This window comes from Paenibacillus sp. FSL R10-2796 (genome assembly GCF_037965315.1).
In the GTDB taxonomy this organism is placed as follows: Bacteria; Bacillota; Bacilli; order Paenibacillales; family Paenibacillaceae; genus Paenibacillus_AQ; species Paenibacillus_AQ odorifer.
Map to the genome: position 1 here is coordinate 3,044,573 of NZ_CP150178.1, position 17,793 is coordinate 3,062,365.

The following is a 17,793-nucleotide window of genomic DNA, read 5'->3' on the forward strand; positions in this document are numbered from 1 at the left end:
TACAATAAAAGGAACTTTGATTTACAAAACTTACCTTAGCTGAGATAATGGATTGATTTCACAAAATAAGATGAAGGAGACATGCTATGAGTAGAGTTAAAGCGAAATTGAAGTGGTTTTTGCCTTTTGTCGCACTGATGCTAGTTCTTGCCGGCTGTCAGTCGGTAGGGGGGTTCGATGTTAATAAGGCGTTGATTGGGGATGTTGATGTTAAATCATCAGAATCCAGTATGACTTTTTCCATGAATGCTGAGCCCATAGAGGGAATTAGCGCGGAAGATAAGGAAATGGTTGATCTTATTAATTCTTTTTCCCTGAATATTAGTAAAGCTAAGTTACAAGATAATGGGAGTTTATCGGCCCAAGGAACTGTTGGTTATAAACAATTGAATATTCCATTCACCTTGTTTATGGACAAACAAACACTTGCTTTTACAGTTGAAGGAGCAAAACAACCGTTCTACTTCCCTGTACAAGGATACGATGAAATTTTAGGTGAAGTAGGATTGGATACGGCAAAAGCTGAAGATGTCAGTAAGCTGTTGACGAAATTCGTTGTTAAGAATCTTCCTAATCCTGGCGTAATCAACATTACACCGGTTAGTGATGCTGTGTATGGTGAGCAGTTGAACATGACGAAGCTGCATGCAGAAGTGACTGGTGATGAGCTTCCTGCATTGTTAAAAGGCTTCCTGAAGTCTGTTTCCAAAGACACAGAAGGTTTTACTGAATTGGTGGGTGGTCTTTACGACTATCTGTACCCTGTGATCAAAGCTATGGATGAAGACGGTTCTGGCGATATTTTCAATCTGGGATTCGGAGATATTCCACTGGATGATAAAGAAGCTGTCGTAACTGTATTGCATGATGCTGCCAAATTGGCTGTTGATGCATTGCTGCTAGTATATGACAATCAAGTGGACAGTCTTTACAAATCAACTCCTGAGATGAAGACCGTGTTGAGTAAGGATACGAAGTTATCTGTTGATATTTTCGTTGATAGTGCTCTGCATGTGCGTAAACAGAATGTTGATCTAAAAGTGGCGCTTCCGGGTACCGAGGATTTCCCATTGAAGAGCCTCTCGCTTAAAGCTTCCAGTCAGATTTGGAACATTGGCGGTGCTGTAACCGCTGATCCAATCAGCACTGAAGGTGCACTTGATATTTCTTCCGGACTTACACCTGGAGAGACTTTGAGAAACTTTGCCCCAGATTCTGATGTATATCGTATATTGAAGGATGATCTGGGCATTACGAAGAGAACCATTGTTATCGAACCTGATGACGAATATTATTACCCGATTGTAGACAAGAACACTACTTATATCCCACTGCGTTATTTGGCAGAAGATTTAGATGCTACTGTAGAATGGGATACGGCCAATCGTGCAATTAACGTTACTGATGGTGTGTACGGAGATAAACTGGTATTCAAAATCGGTTCTTCCGAAGCCTTGATTAACGGTACGGCTGTAAAGCTTGCCCAACCTGTATTTGTTGACGAGTATGGCGATGCATATGTATCCTTGCGTCTGCTTGCTGAAGCGCTTCATGCTACTGTGTCGGTAGATGAAGATGGTTGGATTACTATTGTACGGAAATAGTTGTATCTTAACGATTAATTAACACAATAAACCCAGCTTCCATCTGACGCATAAATGCGGGTGGAGGCTGGGTTTTTCATATGAATACATAATCCAGTTATTGCTTCGTCAATACCACCTCTAAAGCTATATTACTAAGCTCTTTATCCTCTGTCATACTTTGGATGTATCCACCTAAGAAACCTTCTTGTAGGCCTTCCCAAAGCTTGTAGCCTGGCATCGCTTTAATATCTTCTGAGGAGCTGCCGGCTGTCCCCGCGAAATATCTTACATTTAGCTTGGCCATTACCTCTGCCATCGATGCCTTTTCAGACTGCGTAAAGGAACTCTCCTTTAAACCATCCATAGCTTTGTTATAAGAGTTTGTAGCAAAAGTATCCTCAGCATAGGTCTTGAAGTTTAAAAGATTCTGATCTGTATTGCCATTAGCTTTAGCCCATCCCTCTACATTTAAGGGCGTTGCTTCATAATTGACGGTTCTGCTCAGGGGATCGAAGGTCATCGCTCCGTATTGATGTGGATAGACAGCCATTGCACTTGTTGCGATATCATAAATTGGCGTTTCTTCCGAAGAAGTTACCGGGTCTACCCGGATGTCCTGCATATGGATATGGCCTGACAAGACTAAATTAAGTTCATTTTCACGAAGTACCTTTATTGTTTCCTGACTGTTGTTAAGCTTAAAGCCTGAAACAGACATAGAGGTGTGGCTTAGTAGATTGTGGTGCATAACCGTGAGAACAGAAGCATGCTCCCTGGCAGCCAGTTTAACAGAATTATCTATCCATGATAGGGTAGAGGCGGTCAGGCGTCCGTCCGTTTGGGGGAAACCGTATTTCTGATTGTTATGATATTGGCTGCTGTCAATCATAAGGAGCCATAAATTTGGCGCTGCCTTAACGATGTAACTTAGTGATTCTTTATCACGTGATACAGCTTCTTTGTAACCGAAATCCTCATACATCTTGGTAAAGTCTTTGTCTGTAATGGAATCCGTAACAAGCTGCTTATCCCCGCTGAAGGATCTGGCCCAAGGATTAAATAAATCGTGGTTGCCTGGAATGACATAAACAGAGGTTCCTTGTGCTTCGATTCGCTTTAATTTTTGGGTTAGCTCCTGATGGCTGCTGCGTTCTCCGTTATTTGTTAAATCTCCACTCAGGATGAGAAAATCAGGCTTCTGCTGCTCAGCGTCATAAACCAAGGTTTCAAGGATTTCATCACTGTAAGGCAGCATTTTTCCATCACCGCCAGTTACATATTTTTGAAAAGCTGTACCGCCATCCTGTAGCTTCTTATCTAAGAAGTGAGTGTCCGTTGCCACCCAGAAAGTGAGGGGGTGAAGATCATTCGGATCTTGTGCTGTTGAGGTTAAATTAGACGAATTTGTGTCTTTACAGCTAGTTAGAGCCAAGCTCATTGAAAGGAGCAGCAATAATGAGATTAAGGCTGATTTTCTATGCCGAACAAGGGCTTTCTCGCTTGGGAATTTCATGATTATAACCTTCCTTCTATACATTTGCTGCACTATTGTAGCGCATTTTAGCTCGTGGTGTATATCGGAAAAGGAAGAGGGCAGTTTCTAGCCCGCCTGAAGTGATTAATGATTAATAGATCAGGTGCATAATTAAGCCCATAAATGCGACAATAAGAGTTGGCAACGAATATATCCGACAAAATAAGTTGTGAATAACTGTTGTGTTTTCAGAAAAAAAAGTGCTAAGATATACAAAAGTAAGTTACTAAAATTAATGGAGGTAGTATTTTTGTCTAACAATTTCTTTGAAGCAGTAAAAGGAAGACGTTCCATATATGCCCTTAGTAAAGAATCTACGATTTCGGATGCACAAATTGTAGAAATCGTTGAACAAGCGGTGCTACATAGCCCAACTTCTTTCAACTCCCAAAGCTCAAGAGCCGTTGTTCTTCTTGGAGAACAACACGATAAGCTATGGGATATCACTACAGAAACATTGCGTAAAATCGTTCCTGCCGAACAATTTGAAGGAACAGCGCAAAAATTAGCGTCTTTCAAAGCAGGTTACGGTTCCGTACTATTCTTTGAAGATCAAACGGTAGTGAAGAGCCTGCAAGAGAACTTCGCTCTATATGCTGAGAACTTCCCAATTTGGGCTAACCAATCCTCTGGTATTCTGCAATTTGTAGTATGGACAGCACTTTCTGAAGCAGGTGTAGGTGCCTCCTTGCAGCACTATAATCCACTGATTGATGATGAAGTAAAAGAAGCATGGGGCATCCCGCAAGAATGGAAATTGATTGCTCAATTGCCATTTGGTAAAACAGTTACTCCTGCTGGTGAGAAACAATTCCAACCGATTGAAGATCGTGTTAAAGTCTTTAAATAAGTGAAATAAGCGTTTGAAACCTCCTTAACCAGGCTAAGTATGTATATAGACTGGTTAAGGAGGTTTTTGGTATGCCATGGAACAAAGAGGATTATCCAGAATCATTGAAGAACTTCACAGCACCTGTTCGCAATAAGGCAATCGATATTGCGAATGCGCTCCTCGAAGATGGTTATGAGGAGGGGCGGGCGATTTCAATTGCCACAGCGCAGGCGAAAGAGTGGGGGGAGAACCACGATAAACAAATCCGTAAAAAAGGTCATTAAGGCTTAATCAAAGGCCTGAACATAGAAATGAAAAAAAGCAGGACAGCGTTTATTAACGCTTGTCCTGCTTTTTGACGGGCACAATTATTTAGTGGATTCATTTCCTGCTGCTGCGCTTGCAGTTGGCTCAGCTGTTGCAGCTGCATCTTCTTTAGCGTCAGTAAGTGTGTTCGTGATTTTTGCTTTTTCAGTTGTTTCTGACATCCAAGTGGAGGACAGAGTGGAAACCTTTTGCGAAACTAGTGTTTTACGAATTTCATCTTTCTTTTCTTCCAGTGTATAGTCTTTAGCATCTTTATGGTCGGTTACTTTAATGATGTGATAACCATAATCGGATTTGACAGCATCACTGGTTTCACCAACTTTTAGCTTAAAGGCTACATCAGAGAATTCAGCTACCATATCGCCACGTTTGAAGAAGTCTAGATCTCCGCCATTATCCTTGGAACCCGTATCAGAGGATTTTTCCTTGGCAAGAGTAGCGAAATCTGCGCCTTCTTTCAGTTGTTTCAGAATTGCATCTGCTTCTTCTTTAGTCTCAACGAGAATGTGGGAAGCGCGAACTTGTTCTTCTTCACTGAAAGTAGCTTTATTTGTGTCATAGTATTCTTTGATTTCATCATCCGTTACAGTGACTTGTGGCTCAAGGATTTTACGCAGCTTTACTTGCAGCGGCATTTGCTTTTTCAAGTCGTCTACAGTCATTGAGCTTTGGGACAAAGCAGCATTAAAGGCAGCTTCTCCACCGAATTGTGCTTTAAGATCTTCAAGTTCAGTGTTGATGTCTTCATCTGTAACAGTTACGTTAGCTTTTTTAGCCTCTTGATCAACAAGCTCAGTTGTAATCATAGATTGCAGCGTGCTTTCTCCGCCTGCTTCGATCAATTTATCATAAAGTTGTTCTTTTGTGATTTTTGTTCCGTTTACTGTTGCAACAGCTTTTTTGCTGTCGTCTTTTTGGACGACCAGAACAATGATTAGTGCTGCAGCTAATACGATAGAGGCAATCATCCAAGCTTTATTGCTTCTAGGAGCTGTCGGAGGTGTAGGTGGCGTAGCGTTGTTCGCACCGACTTTGTTCATTACTGGAATACTGTCTGCTTTTGTTGTATTCACAGGTTCCTCAGCAGCAACTTGCGCTACTTCAACCTCTTCATTGATAATCTCGGAAGTGTTCAATTCTTCTTCCGTGGTACCGTTGTTTTCTAAGTTCTCATTTCCATTCAGATCTTTTTTGTCCATTATTAGTAATGACTCCCTTCAATATAGGTGTTGCTTGTCTATTTACAACTTTAACAGAAATCCTAATCCTAAACCTTAAGAAAGTATAAAAAAAGGCAGGATCTTTTTAAGTTTCTATTAATAAAAAGCAAAAAGCCGGAAATGGCATCAGTAACATGCCCTTCCGGCTAATGGGAATAAGATGTCTACTTCAGTCCTTTCAGAAGATGACGAATGCTTTCTTGTTTTCGTCTTGGGACACGTACGTTTTTAGCATACAGGCCCATTTCACCGAAATAAATGCAGTCATCTGCGATAGAGCTGATCTTGTTCAGGTTGACATAACAGCCACCGTACACATGATAATAACTTGAATTGGACAACAATCGATTTAATTGCTCGGCAGTCATTCTCTTTTTTATGTTATAGTTTCTGCCGTGAAAAATGACCAAATCATGGTCCCCGACCTTAAAGAACAGAATGTCTGTTTCCACCTCGAAGTCCTCGTACACATTTCTGGCTTCCAGCAGGATGCTACTCATTCATGTTCCCCCTTTATACGGAATAAAAGACTAATGTTAGCGCTTTCATTATATCACAACAGTTAATCGTTGGAAAGACCCATTTTTGAATTGTTTCGTACATTTCTAACTTTATCGTTTGTAATTAACGTTTAAAAATTGTAGATTATATAGATGATCACATCTAATGAGTGTGAAGTAGCAATACTTTTGAGGAGGAATATAGAGATGAATGAGCAGAATAAGTTATTGCTGTTTACAGGTTCTTATGCAAGTGCCGCGGAAAGCGGAGTGCAGGTGTTTGAATTCGATGGAGCTGCAGGTGGTACGCTAAAGCTGCTGGATTCGGTGCAGGGCTTAACTAATCCTACCTTTGTTAATGTAGATACCGCTGAAAAACGTCTATATGCTATAGGAGAAAAACCGAATGGTGAGGGTGGAAAAGAAGGCGAGGTTGTTACCTTTGCCATTGATCCAAAAGACGGGAAATTGAGTGAACTGAAACGCATTCCCTCCATGCCTGCTTCTGGCAACCGTCAAACAACCACCTGCCATATCAATAGAGATTTGAATGATGAATACGTTGTTGTATGTAGTTATCATGGTGGAAGCGTTGGTTTGATCAAATTAAATGAAGAGAAAGCTGCGGATCAATTAGTTGATGTGGCCGTACATTCAGGTCATGGCCAGCATCCTGAACGGCAGGACCGCCCTCATCCCCATTCCGCTATTTTCAGTCCGGACGGGCAGTATGTGTTTGTATCTGATCTTGGGCTTGATTTAATTCGTGCCTATAGAATCAATAGAGAAACCAACAAGCTAGAAGTGCATGGTGATACGGCGCTGCATCCAGGAGCGGGACCACGCCACTTCACTTTTCATCCAGACGGAAAGTCTGCTTATGTAATTAACGAGGTGGATTCCACCATTACATCGTTTACATATGACAGTGCCGCAGGCACTCTGCATACTGTAGATACAGTGCCGACGCTGCCTGATGATTTTAACGAAGAGAATACTTGCGCTGAAATCGCCATTTCCAAGGACGGAAAATATCTGTACGCTTCAAACCGTGGGGCTGATAATATCGCTGTGTATGCTGTGGATAATGCATCTGCTAAGCTTACACATCTGGAATATGTATCTACTCGTGGGGGACATCCACGTCACTTCGCATTGACACCAGATGGAGCTTATCTTATCGTGGCAAATCGTGATGCGAATAACCTGGTTGTATTTTCAATAGAAGCGGCAAGTGGCCGACTCGAATTTACTGGAAATACAGCTGAAGTATCCAAACCGGTATGTGTGAAGCCCGTAAATGTTCCTGTATAAAGTTACTCCATTTGAAGAGTGAATCAGTGATCTTGGGAAATGCTAAAGGGAACACCGGATATAAAGTCCGGTGTTCCCTTTTTTTGAAAATAAAAGCCTGTGATTATCTGGTTGATGAGGTGAATGAGGGAGTAGACTATTTGAGCGAAACGGGCTTAAGAGGTACAATAGTGGATACTGCAGATTTGAATAGTACATTTTGCCTGCCATCACCTTGACCTTGTAAAGTGATTGTGAAAGCATCGTACGAGGTTACGAGCCCTTGCATTTTCACACCATTCGTCGTAAAAATCGTCACAGGCACCTTTGTGGAAATGAACTGGTTCAACAATCGTTCTTGCAATTTTAAACTCTCCACTTTGGCAGCACTCCATCTTCTGTGAATTTTTTTCTCTCAATAATTATAACATGGGTTAGTCCCTCACTGGAAATGAGATCAACAGTCACCTGAATAGACATGGAGGTATTTATGCTTTATTATCAGAACTGGTCTAGAGCTTTTCGCTTTTTTTTAGGGTTTGCTGCTTGTTTCGCCGTTATAGCTGTCCTTGTAAGTATGAATAAGGTATCAACCTTTGATAACTATATTATTGATGGGGTACAATCAGCGGAATCACCGGGGTTGACCTCATTCGCCAAAGGTTTATCTCTGATTGGTTCCTCTAAGATCGCTATTGGCCTATCTATCGTTACCATGGCACTGCTCTATTTTTTGCTGAAACACCGATTTGAATTAATCTTGTTCCTGTGGGTTGGATTAGGCTCACAGCTCTTGAATACAATAATGAAGTTATGTTTTCACAGAGAACGTCCGAATTTACATCGCATTGTTGAAGAGATTGGTTATAGTTTTCCGAGCGGGCACTCAATGGCAGCATTCTCTTTGTACGGTGTTATTGCCTTTTTATTGTGGCGTCATCTGCGGCGGAGGCATGAACGGGTCTTATTAATAATGTTCGCCGTATTCATGACCGTGGGGATTGGCTGGAGCCGTATCTATCTGGGTGTTCATTACCCGAGTGACGTAATTGGGGGATATATGGCTAGTGGCGCTTGGCTGATGTTGTCCATTTGTTTATTTCAAATCTACAAGAGCTCGCGTAAGAAGTAGGATAGATACAAAAACGGATATCTTTCATAACGCATGAAGATATCCGTCTTTATGTGTAAGAGGATTGTTTAAGGAGTCGTCACATGTTGTTCAGATGTTTTGCGATCCTGGAATTGCCCCATTTTGCTTATTCTTTGCTTCAGCATCGCAGGAAGTCCTGCTTTAAGCTTTTGGGCTTCATCTTTTGTCAGACGTCCTTCGGTGATGGCTTGATCCAGCCGTTGGTTTGCCGATTCGCAGAGCTTCTGAATATATTGATCTTCCGTCCAGCCTTTTTTCTCAAGAGCAAGCTGCGGGAGCGTTTTGCCTGCTTTCAGGCTATTGATTAGCTCTGTACGATCCATTTCCAGCAGTTTAGCCGTTTCAAAAATAATGAAATGTCCACCAGCCCTAACCTTTCCGTCTTTTCCTGAATGGTGACCGTGACCTTTCTCTGAAGGATGGGCACCAGGTGCGGTGGCTGTAGGGGTTACTTTCTCAGCAGAAGCACTTCCGATTGGCGCAAGAGCTGGAGACAGGCTGAGAAAAATAACGGTCGTGAAAGTCATTAATCTTTTGATATTGTTATTCATTCACTCACCTCGTATGTTATGTGATAGGCACTACTCGAATTAGTATTCCCTGAAAGCTGAAAGAAACATGAGTGAGAGCTTAAATGTTCTTAAAATTCATCAACTCCAGGCTGGGGTAATTAGAAGTACGAGGGTTCGCTGATGTTCATATTGTAGCGTGGGCTAATTTTTAGGAGGGATAGGTTTGGCTTTAGGAGCTCGCATATTTAAAACAGGTTTGGCCGTTACGCTAGCCCTGTATTTAGCTGTAATGCTTCAATTTCCTTCTGCCGTGGGTGCAGGGATTGCGGCGATTTTCGCTATGCAGCCCTCTATTTATCGCTCTTGGCGTTATTTTCTTGACCAGCTCACGACTAGTACAATGGGGGCCGTTCTGGCTTTACTCGGAGGGATGCTGTTATCCAACAGCCCAATAGCAGTCGGTTTGGTCTGTATTCTAGTCATTATGATCAGTATGAAAATCAACCGGGCGGATACGATAAGTCTTACGTTAGTTACTGTAATAACAGTGATGGAGGCTTCGGGTGAATGGCAATTCGCACTTAATCGTTTTTTATTAACTTTGACAGGTATTGTTTCTGCATTTCTAATCAATATTATTGTCGTTCCTCCAAAACCTCGTAAGCAATACATTAAGCAAATTGAGAATGTTTTTTCAAGCCTCTCTTTATTGCTGAGAACAGCGGTTTCTCATGAGATGAAGGAAAGTGTATTTCGTGATGAAAAAAATGCTTTGCATTCATCCATAAAATCGTTGGCTGATAAGTATGCATTATTTGAGGAGGAGCAGAAGCAGTTAAAACGGGCCAAGTATAGCCAGACTAGACAAATGGTTGTGTATAAGAACCTGTTAGCTTCTTTGCAAAAAGGTTACGATGTTCTCGAGGCCGTAGATCGGCATTATTTCCAGGCGGATCGGACCGAACATACAGATGCTCTATTTGATAATCATTTGGAACATTTAATCAAATATCATCAGCACATCTTACTTAAGTTTGAAGACAAATTAAAGCCCAATGCCAATGAATCCGAACCCTTGGGAGAAGACAATGATGAATTCCTGAATACCGCGATTTTGGGGTATAATGCAGAGAAAATAGGTCAGCTGCGTTTATATGTTGTGGCTGCTGCAATTTATGATTACGGATATCAATTGGAGCGCTTAGATAAAGTGGCCGATCAGATGAATCGTATAGCGGAGGATAAAGAATCTGTGCATGAAGCCTAAACATAACCTTGTGAAGAGCAACATATAAGCTTTGTAACAGCAAAAAATCCGGTTCCACAGGGACCGGATCATCTATTTAAGAGAATACTTGAAATCTCAAACTGAAATTGCTAAAATGATAAGATATCGAATGAGTATGCATTTAAAAACATAAATATGCAAATTTATCATATCATGATTCAAATGGAATGTCAACCTTCCAAAAGGGGATGAAATGTAGTGGATAACAATGAAAGTCAGTGGAAAGAGGAACAGGAACGGGTTGACGGAGTAACCAAGCTTTTGTCCGCCCATATTCGCAATTTATCAGAGGAGCTTGGACTTCATCGCAGTGATGTAGTGGATATGCGGAAAGACTTCTGGGAAGAGGTAACCGTAAACTTCAGTAGCCCGGATGATTTGGGAGAAACCTCAACAAGTCTTCGCCAACAGTCCCAAATCCTAAATGAACGGGAACGTCATCATTTGCAATCAAGCAAGGCGCTGAAAAAATATAAAAAGCTGGTTGTCTCTCCTTACTTTGGCCGAATTGATTTCACAGAGGAACCAACGGGCGGGCTGGAAAAGATTTATCTAGGGATTGGATCTTTGATGGAGGATGATGGCACCTTTTTGATCTATGACTGGCGTGCGCCTATCTCCAGTCTGTATTATGACGGGGCACCAGGTCCTGCAGCTTATGAAACACCTGGAGGATTAGTCTCCGGAACAATGAATCTTAAACGCCAGTTTGTTATTGCTGACGGTGTAATTGAAGTTATGTTTGACACTGGGGTTACGATCGGGGATGAGCTGCTGCAGCAGGTGCTAAGTCATAGCGCTGACGATCGAATGAAAAGTATTGTTGCTACAATTCAAAAAGAGCAAAATGCGATAATCCGCAACGACAAAAGCCGGATGCTAGTTGTGCAAGGAGCAGCGGGAAGCGGAAAAACCTCTGCTGCATTGCAGCGGGTAGCTTATCTTCTATATAAATACCGTGAAGTATTATCAGCAGATCAAATGCTGCTGTTCTCACCGAATCCGCTGTTTAACAGCTATGTATCTACAGTGCTCCCGGAGCTAGGCGAAGAAAATATGCAGCAAACAACGTTCCAAATGTATTTAGAACATCGTCTTGGACATGAATTCCTGCTGGAAGATGTCTTTAGTCAGACCGAAAGTTTACTTAATGCTCCTGAGGGTCCTGAGGTGGCTATACGCAGAGAAGGCATTGCCTATAAATCGTCCGTACCTTTCCTCGATGTGATTCGGCGGTATGCTACGTTATTGGAACAGGAGGGTATGCTTTTTAAACCTTTAATGTTTCAAGGGAAAGCAGTGGTCAGTAAAGAAGAAATGGAACGCCAGTTCTACGCGTACGATCCTGCCATAAAGCTTGCAAATCGTGTGGATTTGATGATCCGCTGGCTGCTTAAGAAGATTGCAGATTTTACTCATGAGGAAAGAAATGCGAAGTGGGTCGAAGATCAGATCGAGCTGCTGGATTCCAGCGATTATCACCGTGCATATCAGATGTTGCGTCGGAAGAAGAAAGCTTCGCAGGATAGCTTTGATGATTTTGATACGGAAAAAGAAGTGTTATCTCGTTATGTAGTCAGCCAGCGGCTCAAACCACTGCGTGGTTGGACTAAACGGGGTCGATTTGTGGACGTTAAGGGCTTGTACAGCACGTTATTTACAGATCGCGAGCTTATGGCGCGCCTCAATGGAGATTATCCTTTACCAGAGGTGTGGGATGATATCTGTGAGCAGACATTGGAATCCATTGGAGTGAACGAGCTTGCTTATGAGGATGCTACGCCATTCCTTTATCTGAAGGAGTTAAGCCAAGGTTTCCGGACCAACACACTGATCCGTCATGTGATTGTAGATGAGGTACAAGACTATTCTCCATTCCAATTAGAGTTCATGCGGCGTTTATTTCCAAGAGCAAAAATGACCGTATTAGGGGACCTGAACCAGGCCATTTATGCGCAAGGTGAGGTACTGGGGGATTTGTCTAGTCTCGTAAGTATATATGGTGAAGAGAACACAGAAGTGATCTCGTTAACCCAAAGCTACCGTTCAACTTATGAGATCGTGGAGTTTACGCGGTCAATGATCCCTGGAGGAGAACGAATCGTACCTTTTAATCGGCGGGGAGAAGAACCCCAGATAAGTGTGGTATCCAGCGAGAAGGAGCTTCTGAATGCTGTGGAACAGGATATCCGCAAGCTGCATTCTGAGGGATATCATTATGTGGCGGTCATCTGCAAAACAGCGGAGGAAAGCGCAAGGGTTCATGCTGAACTGAATCGTAGCCTGCCGGTGAGACTTGTTACAAAGGAAACACCGAATTTTCAGAAGGGGACACTGGTTCTGCCTGCTTATTTAGCCAAAGGCGTGGAGTTTGATGCGGTCGTCATCTATGATGGCTCGGCTGAACAATATGGCAGAGAAAGTGAACGCAAATTGTTTTATACGGCGTGCACTCGGGCTATGCACTTGCTGCACATTTTTAGTCTGGGTGAACCTAGCCATTTTATACCGTCCGCTAATGTGGCATCTTTAAGCGCCGGGTCGCTGTAAGCATAGATTTCTTCATTTTAAGATCGTCCTTTCCGCAGCAGCGGAGGGACGGTCTTTTTGTTTTCATGAATAAAGAAGGGCGAACAAACCACAATAAAGAATGTTGTACACAATGACAAAGGTGGTCAGTTCATGAAGGAAAGAAAATGGGATCTGCTTGCCTTAGCATCAATCCCACTAATAATGACCCTCGGTAACTCCATGCTGCTGCCTATTCTGCCGCAGATCTCCAAAGAACTCGGCATTAGCGCTTTTCAAGTCAGTATGCTGATTACCGTGTATGGATTGATGGCAATTGTAATGATCCCTATTGCAGGTTATCTGTCAGACCGTTTTGGGCGAAAGAAGGTTATTCTTCCGAGTTTAATCATTGCCGCAATTGGCGGTGCTGTCTGCGTGGTGGCTGCTTGGTTTATGAAGGGGGTTAGCGCTTATTGGGTGATCTTAGCGGGGCGTCTGTTGCAAGGAATTGGTGCAGCGGGTGCTTTTCCAATTGTAATCCCCTTTGTAGGCGATTTGTTCAAGGAAGAAGAAGATGTGAGCAAAAGTCTGGGAATCATTGAGACCTCCAATACGTTTGGTAAAGTACTCAGTCCAATTCTTGGTGCCTATCTTGGGATATGGCTCTGGTTTGCTCCTTTTATTGCAATTCCCATTCTATGTCTAATTTCATTTTTGTTAGTCTTATTTCTGGTCCGAAAACCCGAAGCAAAGGATGAACCTGAGAAACAGGAACTTCGGGCGTTTTTATCTGGAATTGTGAGCGTTTTACGTAAAAAGGGACGTTGGTTGTACGCTATTTTTGCCATAGGCGGCATCTGTATGTTTGTGACCTTTGGTGTCCAATTCTATTTATCAGAAATGCTGGAAACTAAATATAAAATGCACGGAGCGACGAAGGGGTTTGTGCTGGCGATACCGCTTGCCCTCTTATGTCTGTCCTCCTATGGAACAGGAAAGATCATTGGTCAGAATAAAACGCTAATGAAATGGCTGGGCTTTGGGGGCATGGTGTTACTGACTGCGGCGATGATTTGTGCGGGATTCAACAAAGGCATTTATTTTTTAGTAGGGTTTATGGGTTTAGGCTGTGTTGGAATCGGAATTGTACTTCCCTGTATGGATGCTTTAATCACGGAGGGGATTGAGAAGGAGAACAGCGGCACAATCACCGCTCTTTATAGTAGTATGAGGTTTATAGGGGTAGCGTTGGGGCCACCGGTGGTATCGTTGCTGCTAAGCAGCGGGCATTGGGTCTTGTTTGCGTTGATGGCTACAGTAGGGGCAATTGGTGGATTGCTGACCTTGTTTGCAGTAACTCCGAGTAAGGGGGAAAAGGGGGAGCCAGGCGTTAAAGACAAAGAGAAGATAATTCCTTCGATCTGGCCGAAACGTGTTCGCCAAACCTCCTCAATGTCTCTGGATGGAAAAAAGGGCTATCCCTAAGCTGCGTAGCCGCAGCTTGTGGGATAGCCCTCTTGATAAAAGAATAAAAGATATTCTTAGGCTTGTGGAACAGATTCCCAATCCTTCAAGAAACGTTCAATACCGTTATCTGTCAGCGGGTGCTTCCAGAGGGTTGGCAGAAGTGAACCTGGGATTGTAGCGATGTGTGCACCAGCAATAGCTGCTTGCTCAACATGAGCAATGTTGCGGATACTTGCTGCAATGATCTCGGATTTCAAGTTGTAGTTAGTCAGGATAGTCTTCAGATCCTTGATCAGCTTCATTCCGTCAACACCGATATCATCCAGACGACCTACGAAAGGAGAGATATAAGTTGCGCCTGCTTTAGCAGCCATCAAACCTTGAGCCGCGGAAAATACTAGTGTAACGTTAGTTTTGATGCCTTTTTTAGTAAGCTCATAACAAGCTTCCAAGCCATCTTCAGTCATAGGGAGTTTAATTACAACGTTTGGAGCCCATTCAGCAATTTCGTATGCTTCTTTAAGCATTTCTTCTGCTGTAAGTCCGATTACTTCTGCGCTTACAGGTCCTGGAACGATTGCAACGATTTCTTTGATAACATCCTTGAACAATCTTCCTTCTTTAGCGATCAGCGAAGGGTTAGTCGTTACGCCATCCACTAGTCCTAGGCGAGTAATACGTTTGATTTCTTCAATGTTTCCGGTATCCAAGAAAAACTTCATTTTAAATTTCCTCCCTTGATTTCCATATGGATTGACAAGCAACATTCATATTTACATTATGAGACATGCAAATCAAAGTTTCAACTGTTATTTTGAATATTTCAAAATAACTTTATAGAATCAGTATTACCTGTATGCGCTGAATTTCAGATAATATAAGATTGGCTTAGGCCTCCCTCCATGATAATATATAACCGGAATTGTTATTTTGGAGTGGGAGGTGGGGATGGGATGATGTATGCGATATTGGTGATTTTACTTGTGCTTGTGCTGGCAGCAGCGGGATTCCTTACCTACCAAAACAGCAAGTTGGTGTCTAATCAGAAGAAACTCGGTACTTCATCAAGTGATCCTTCCCTTATGTATTCTATCTTTGACCAATCTAGTGCAGCTGGTGTTGAAGAACCTGAGGCCATTCCGTTATTTCAATACACTGTATTTGCGCGGTCGAATGGAGCGGTTGTTGTGAACAAGCCTGTAGCTTTGATTATTTTGTGCAGAGTTGCAGCGGGAAAAGGGGATTACTTATTGGCTGATGTCGAGCGTAATATGCTTGACAAGATTAGTAGACCAATGCCTTTGGATGCGTATTCAGAGCATAAAGCCTACTTACACAGGACGGCTAATCACACAGAAAAAGAGATGATTCTCAATCTAGAGGATGCAGTGAATTTACAATATACATAGAGTAGGGTGAAAAATATTGATTTTTTGCTCTGCGCAAAGCATAATACAAATTTGGATATAAAAAAGAATCAAACAGCCGGAAGCAATCGCGTTTTATGTTAAACACAGCTACCGGCACATTGATTGGTAAAATAATGGATGGCAGTCAGCCTTAGGCATGATATCTCCCTACGGGTGCATTAAGCACCCATTCCAGCATCATGACCATATCTTCAACTCTAGTGAGCTGAGCTTGCAGGTTATCTTGCTGTGGGCTGTTCTCTGTTAATGAAGCTAATCTTGATTCCAGAGATCTGCGCTGCAGTGTCAATTCGTTGATTTTAGATTGAATTTGGTTTTCGGTTCTCATCCGGAATCCTCCTGAACAATAGGTGATTTCAACATCATCATAGATCATTATAACGGATAACATGGGGGTAATAAAATGAGTATCAATGTTAAACAATTAGCCGCGGAAAAAGCAGTGGAATTTGTAAAAGATGGCATGAAGATCGGCCTAGGCACTGGATCTACAGCCTATTGGGCGATCAACAAGCTTGGTGAGCGCGTCAGTGAAGGTCTAAAAATTACCGCTGTAGCAACCTCCCGTGCTTCCGAAGAACAGGCGCGTGAACTTGGGATTCCAATCGTAGCTTTTGGAGATATTGATAGTCTGGACCTGACCATTGACGGAGCGGACGAGCTGGATAGTAGTCTACAGCTTATTAAAGGCGGCGGCGGCGCGCTGCTTCGGGAGAAGATTGTTGCGAGTAACAGTACTCGTATGATCGTTATTGCTGATGAGAGTAAAGTGGTAAACACACTTGGCAAATTCCCGCTGCCTGTGGAAATTGTTCCTTTTGCATGGGAATGGACTGTGGCTGAACTTGCCAAGCTGGGTTGCAATCCTGAATTGCGTCGTAGCGGAGAAGAGCTGTACAAGACAGATAACGGCAATTACATCGCAGACTGCCGGTTCGAAGTCATTGAGTCCGCACCGAAGCTGGCACTGACCATCCAAAGTATTCCGGGAGTTGTGGAACACGGCTTATTTATTGGAATTGCAGCAATGGCTATTGTGGGTAAAAAAGATGGAAGTATTGAAATTATAGAAGCTAAACCGGGCAATTGATCATTCGTAGATCTGGAGAATCCAGCAGTTTACGGAAGCTGAGAGCATTGACACGGATAGGGCTGACTCTGTATAGTGCTACTGTTATCTATTGGATGTTCATCGGTTTTGGGCGTGAGATCCATACAGGTGGCCCGCTTCAGTACAATTTGATTCCATTACGTACGGTGTCACTTTATTTCGACATGAATAACGGGTTATCGCTGATCAGCCGGTTTGTGAATCTGCTTGGAAATGTTGTTGTGTTTATTCCATTTGGTATACTAATTCCACTTGCAAAGACACGGCCAATTTCTTGGAAAAGAATCTCTTTATATGCTGTTCCTTGCATCCTGCTTTTGGAGTCTCTGCAAATGCTGCTGCATGTCGGAAGCTTTGATATTGATGATCTATTGTTAAACATGTTAGGGATATGGACAGGTTACTGTATGTTTCGAATCGGGTACAGAAGCAACAGAGAAGGAGGAATGTGAACAATGTTGGTAGATCTTAAATCCCTTATTGGTTCGCCTGAGGTGAACGAGCTGTTGACGTATGCGGTCATTGATGACCCCAACGCGTTGGAGCAGACATCGTCTGAGTACAGCGAACAAGCCGGGCTGCAGTTATATGGCTGGGAAGAAGAAGAACTCCTGCTTGGTCTTGTAGGTTTCGAAGAAACCGAAGACGGTTCTTTGGACATTCGGCATATTGCCGTCTTGCCAGAGAATAGAGGGAAAGGTTATGCACGGGGAATGATTCTGGAGCTGCTCGCTACTCGTCAGCCGCGTTATCTGGTAGCTGAGACTGAGGATGAAATCGCCGCAGATTTTTATCGCAGTCTAGGGTTCATGGTGTACAGCTTAGGAGAGAATGAAGCCGGAATTGAAATGTTAAGATGTGTATACGAAGTTGAAGAGACCGAGGATGAGGACTAAAAAGTCTTTGAAGGTCATAAAATGGCAGGTCGAGAGGAATCTCGGCCTGTTTTTTTTGCGTTTTGCCTTTAAATGCCCGAAAAAAAGCCAATTGACTTTTATAAAAGCAGGTATTATAGTTTGACAATGAAAC

Annotated in this window: 19 protein-coding genes; 12 read left to right on the forward strand and 7 right to left on the reverse strand. The window is 42.7% G+C overall.

Features of this window, described 5'->3' with window-relative positions; genetic code table 11:
* Positions 1-86: 86 nt before the first annotated feature.
* Entirely contained in the window at positions 87-1,604 is a 1,518-nt protein-coding gene (locus tag NST58_RS13760; RefSeq protein ID WP_076125900.1) for a copper amine oxidase N-terminal domain-containing protein, read from the forward strand.
* A gap of 97 nt (positions 1,605-1,701) precedes the next feature.
* Here NST58_RS13760 and NST58_RS13765 read toward each other — a convergent pair whose 3' ends face one another.
* A complete protein-coding gene (locus NST58_RS13765; RefSeq protein ID WP_339248372.1) occupies positions 1,702-3,099 on the reverse strand; it encodes a metallophosphoesterase in 1,398 nt (465 codons plus the stop codon).
* Between the two features lie 256 nt (positions 3,100-3,355).
* Here NST58_RS13765 and NST58_RS13770 point away from each other — a divergent pair, with 256 nt between their 5' ends.
* Positions 3,356-3,970, forward strand: a complete 615-nt coding sequence (locus NST58_RS13770; protein ID WP_339248375.1) for a nitroreductase family protein — start codon at positions 3,356-3,358, stop codon at positions 3,968-3,970.
* Between the two features lie 71 nt (positions 3,971-4,041).
* Positions 4,042-4,236 carry a hypothetical protein gene (locus tag NST58_RS13775; RefSeq protein ID WP_036686240.1) on the forward strand — a complete coding sequence of 65 codons (195 nt, stop codon included), beginning with the start codon at positions 4,042-4,044 and terminating at the stop codon, positions 4,234-4,236.
* An 84-nt stretch (positions 4,237-4,320) separates the two neighbouring features.
* On the opposite strand, the gene NST58_RS13780 is transcribed toward NST58_RS13775, so the two are convergent.
* Together NST58_RS13780 and NST58_RS13785 are read right to left on the reverse strand one after the other, a co-directional pair.
* Positions 4,321-5,478 (reverse strand): peptidylprolyl isomerase, encoded by a 1,158-nt coding sequence (locus NST58_RS13780; RefSeq protein ID WP_076125905.1) that lies wholly within the window; start codon positions 5,476-5,478, stop codon positions 4,321-4,323.
* Positions 5,479-5,663: 185 nt separating this feature from the next.
* Complete coding sequence (locus NST58_RS13785; protein ID WP_036686243.1) at positions 5,664-5,999, reverse strand: hypothetical protein; 336 nt, start codon at positions 5,997-5,999, stop codon at positions 5,664-5,666.
* 207 nt (positions 6,000-6,206) lie between these two features.
* On the opposite strand from NST58_RS13785, the gene NST58_RS13790 reads away from it, so the two are divergent.
* Positions 6,207-7,313 carry a lactonase family protein gene (locus NST58_RS13790; protein WP_076217722.1) on the forward strand — a complete coding sequence of 369 codons (1,107 nt, stop codon included), beginning with the start codon at positions 6,207-6,209 and terminating at the stop codon, positions 7,311-7,313.
* A 136-nt stretch (positions 7,314-7,449) separates the two neighbouring features.
* Here the strand turns inward: NST58_RS13790 and hfq are convergent, their stop codons facing one another.
* On the reverse strand, positions 7,450-7,671 hold the full coding sequence (hfq, locus tag NST58_RS13795; RefSeq protein WP_036686247.1) for an RNA chaperone Hfq: 222 nt from the start codon (positions 7,669-7,671) through the stop codon (positions 7,450-7,452).
* A 111-nt stretch (positions 7,672-7,782) separates the two neighbouring features.
* Between hfq and NST58_RS13800 the strand changes: the two genes are divergently transcribed.
* Positions 7,783-8,424 (forward strand): phosphatase PAP2 family protein, encoded by a 642-nt coding sequence (locus NST58_RS13800; RefSeq protein ID WP_076125909.1) that lies wholly within the window; start codon positions 7,783-7,785, stop codon positions 8,422-8,424.
* A 68-nt stretch (positions 8,425-8,492) separates the two neighbouring features.
* Here NST58_RS13800 and NST58_RS13805 read toward each other — a convergent pair whose 3' ends face one another.
* Complete coding sequence (locus tag NST58_RS13805) at positions 8,493-8,996, reverse strand: hypothetical protein (protein WP_339248378.1); 504 nt, start codon at positions 8,994-8,996, stop codon at positions 8,493-8,495.
* Positions 8,997-9,180: 184 nt separating this feature from the next.
* On the opposite strand from NST58_RS13805, the gene NST58_RS13810 reads away from it, so the two are divergent.
* From NST58_RS13810 to NST58_RS13820, 3 genes are all read left to right on the forward strand, one after another.
* Positions 9,181-10,224 (forward strand): aromatic acid exporter family protein, encoded by a 1,044-nt coding sequence (locus tag NST58_RS13810; protein WP_076125912.1) that lies wholly within the window; start codon positions 9,181-9,183, stop codon positions 10,222-10,224.
* Positions 10,225-10,443: 219 nt separating this feature from the next.
* Complete coding sequence (helD, locus tag NST58_RS13815; RefSeq protein WP_076125914.1) at positions 10,444-12,795, forward strand: RNA polymerase recycling motor HelD; 2,352 nt, start codon at positions 10,444-10,446, stop codon at positions 12,793-12,795.
* A 132-nt stretch (positions 12,796-12,927) separates the two neighbouring features.
* Positions 12,928-14,241: an MFS transporter gene (locus NST58_RS13820; RefSeq protein ID WP_339248383.1), complete on the forward strand. Its 1,314-nt coding sequence runs from the start codon at positions 12,928-12,930 to the stop codon at positions 14,239-14,241.
* 56 nt (positions 14,242-14,297) lie between these two features.
* Here the strand turns inward: NST58_RS13820 and fsa are convergent, their stop codons facing one another.
* Positions 14,298-14,945: a fructose-6-phosphate aldolase gene (fsa, locus tag NST58_RS13825; protein ID WP_036686257.1), complete on the reverse strand. Its 648-nt coding sequence runs from the start codon at positions 14,943-14,945 to the stop codon at positions 14,298-14,300.
* A gap of 231 nt (positions 14,946-15,176) precedes the next feature.
* Here fsa and NST58_RS13830 point away from each other — a divergent pair, with 231 nt between their 5' ends.
* Complete coding sequence (locus tag NST58_RS13830; protein ID WP_339248384.1) at positions 15,177-15,632, forward strand: hypothetical protein; 456 nt, start codon at positions 15,177-15,179, stop codon at positions 15,630-15,632.
* A 151-nt stretch (positions 15,633-15,783) separates the two neighbouring features.
* Here NST58_RS13830 and NST58_RS13835 read toward each other — a convergent pair whose 3' ends face one another.
* Positions 15,784-15,981 carry a hypothetical protein gene (locus tag NST58_RS13835; RefSeq protein ID WP_076183447.1) on the reverse strand — a complete coding sequence of 66 codons (198 nt, stop codon included), beginning with the start codon at positions 15,979-15,981 and terminating at the stop codon, positions 15,784-15,786.
* Positions 15,982-16,062: 81 nt separating this feature from the next.
* Here NST58_RS13835 and rpiA point away from each other — a divergent pair, with 81 nt between their 5' ends.
* Genes rpiA through NST58_RS13850 form a run of 3 tightly spaced genes read left to right on the forward strand, consistent with a single transcriptional unit; the run spans position 16,063 to position 17,660 of the window.
* Complete coding sequence (gene rpiA, locus NST58_RS13840) at positions 16,063-16,743, forward strand: ribose-5-phosphate isomerase RpiA (RefSeq protein WP_139330165.1); 681 nt, start codon at positions 16,063-16,065, stop codon at positions 16,741-16,743.
* Positions 16,740-17,216: a VanZ family protein gene (locus NST58_RS13845; protein WP_081387717.1), complete on the forward strand. Its 477-nt coding sequence runs from the start codon at positions 16,740-16,742 to the stop codon at positions 17,214-17,216. The genes rpiA and NST58_RS13845 overlap by 4 nt, the downstream gene beginning before the upstream one ends.
* A 3-nt stretch (positions 17,217-17,219) precedes the next feature.
* On the forward strand, positions 17,220-17,660 hold the full coding sequence (locus NST58_RS13850) for a GNAT family N-acetyltransferase (protein WP_076125920.1): 441 nt from the start codon (positions 17,220-17,222) through the stop codon (positions 17,658-17,660).
* The last annotated feature ends 133 nt before the right edge of the window (positions 17,661-17,793 follow it).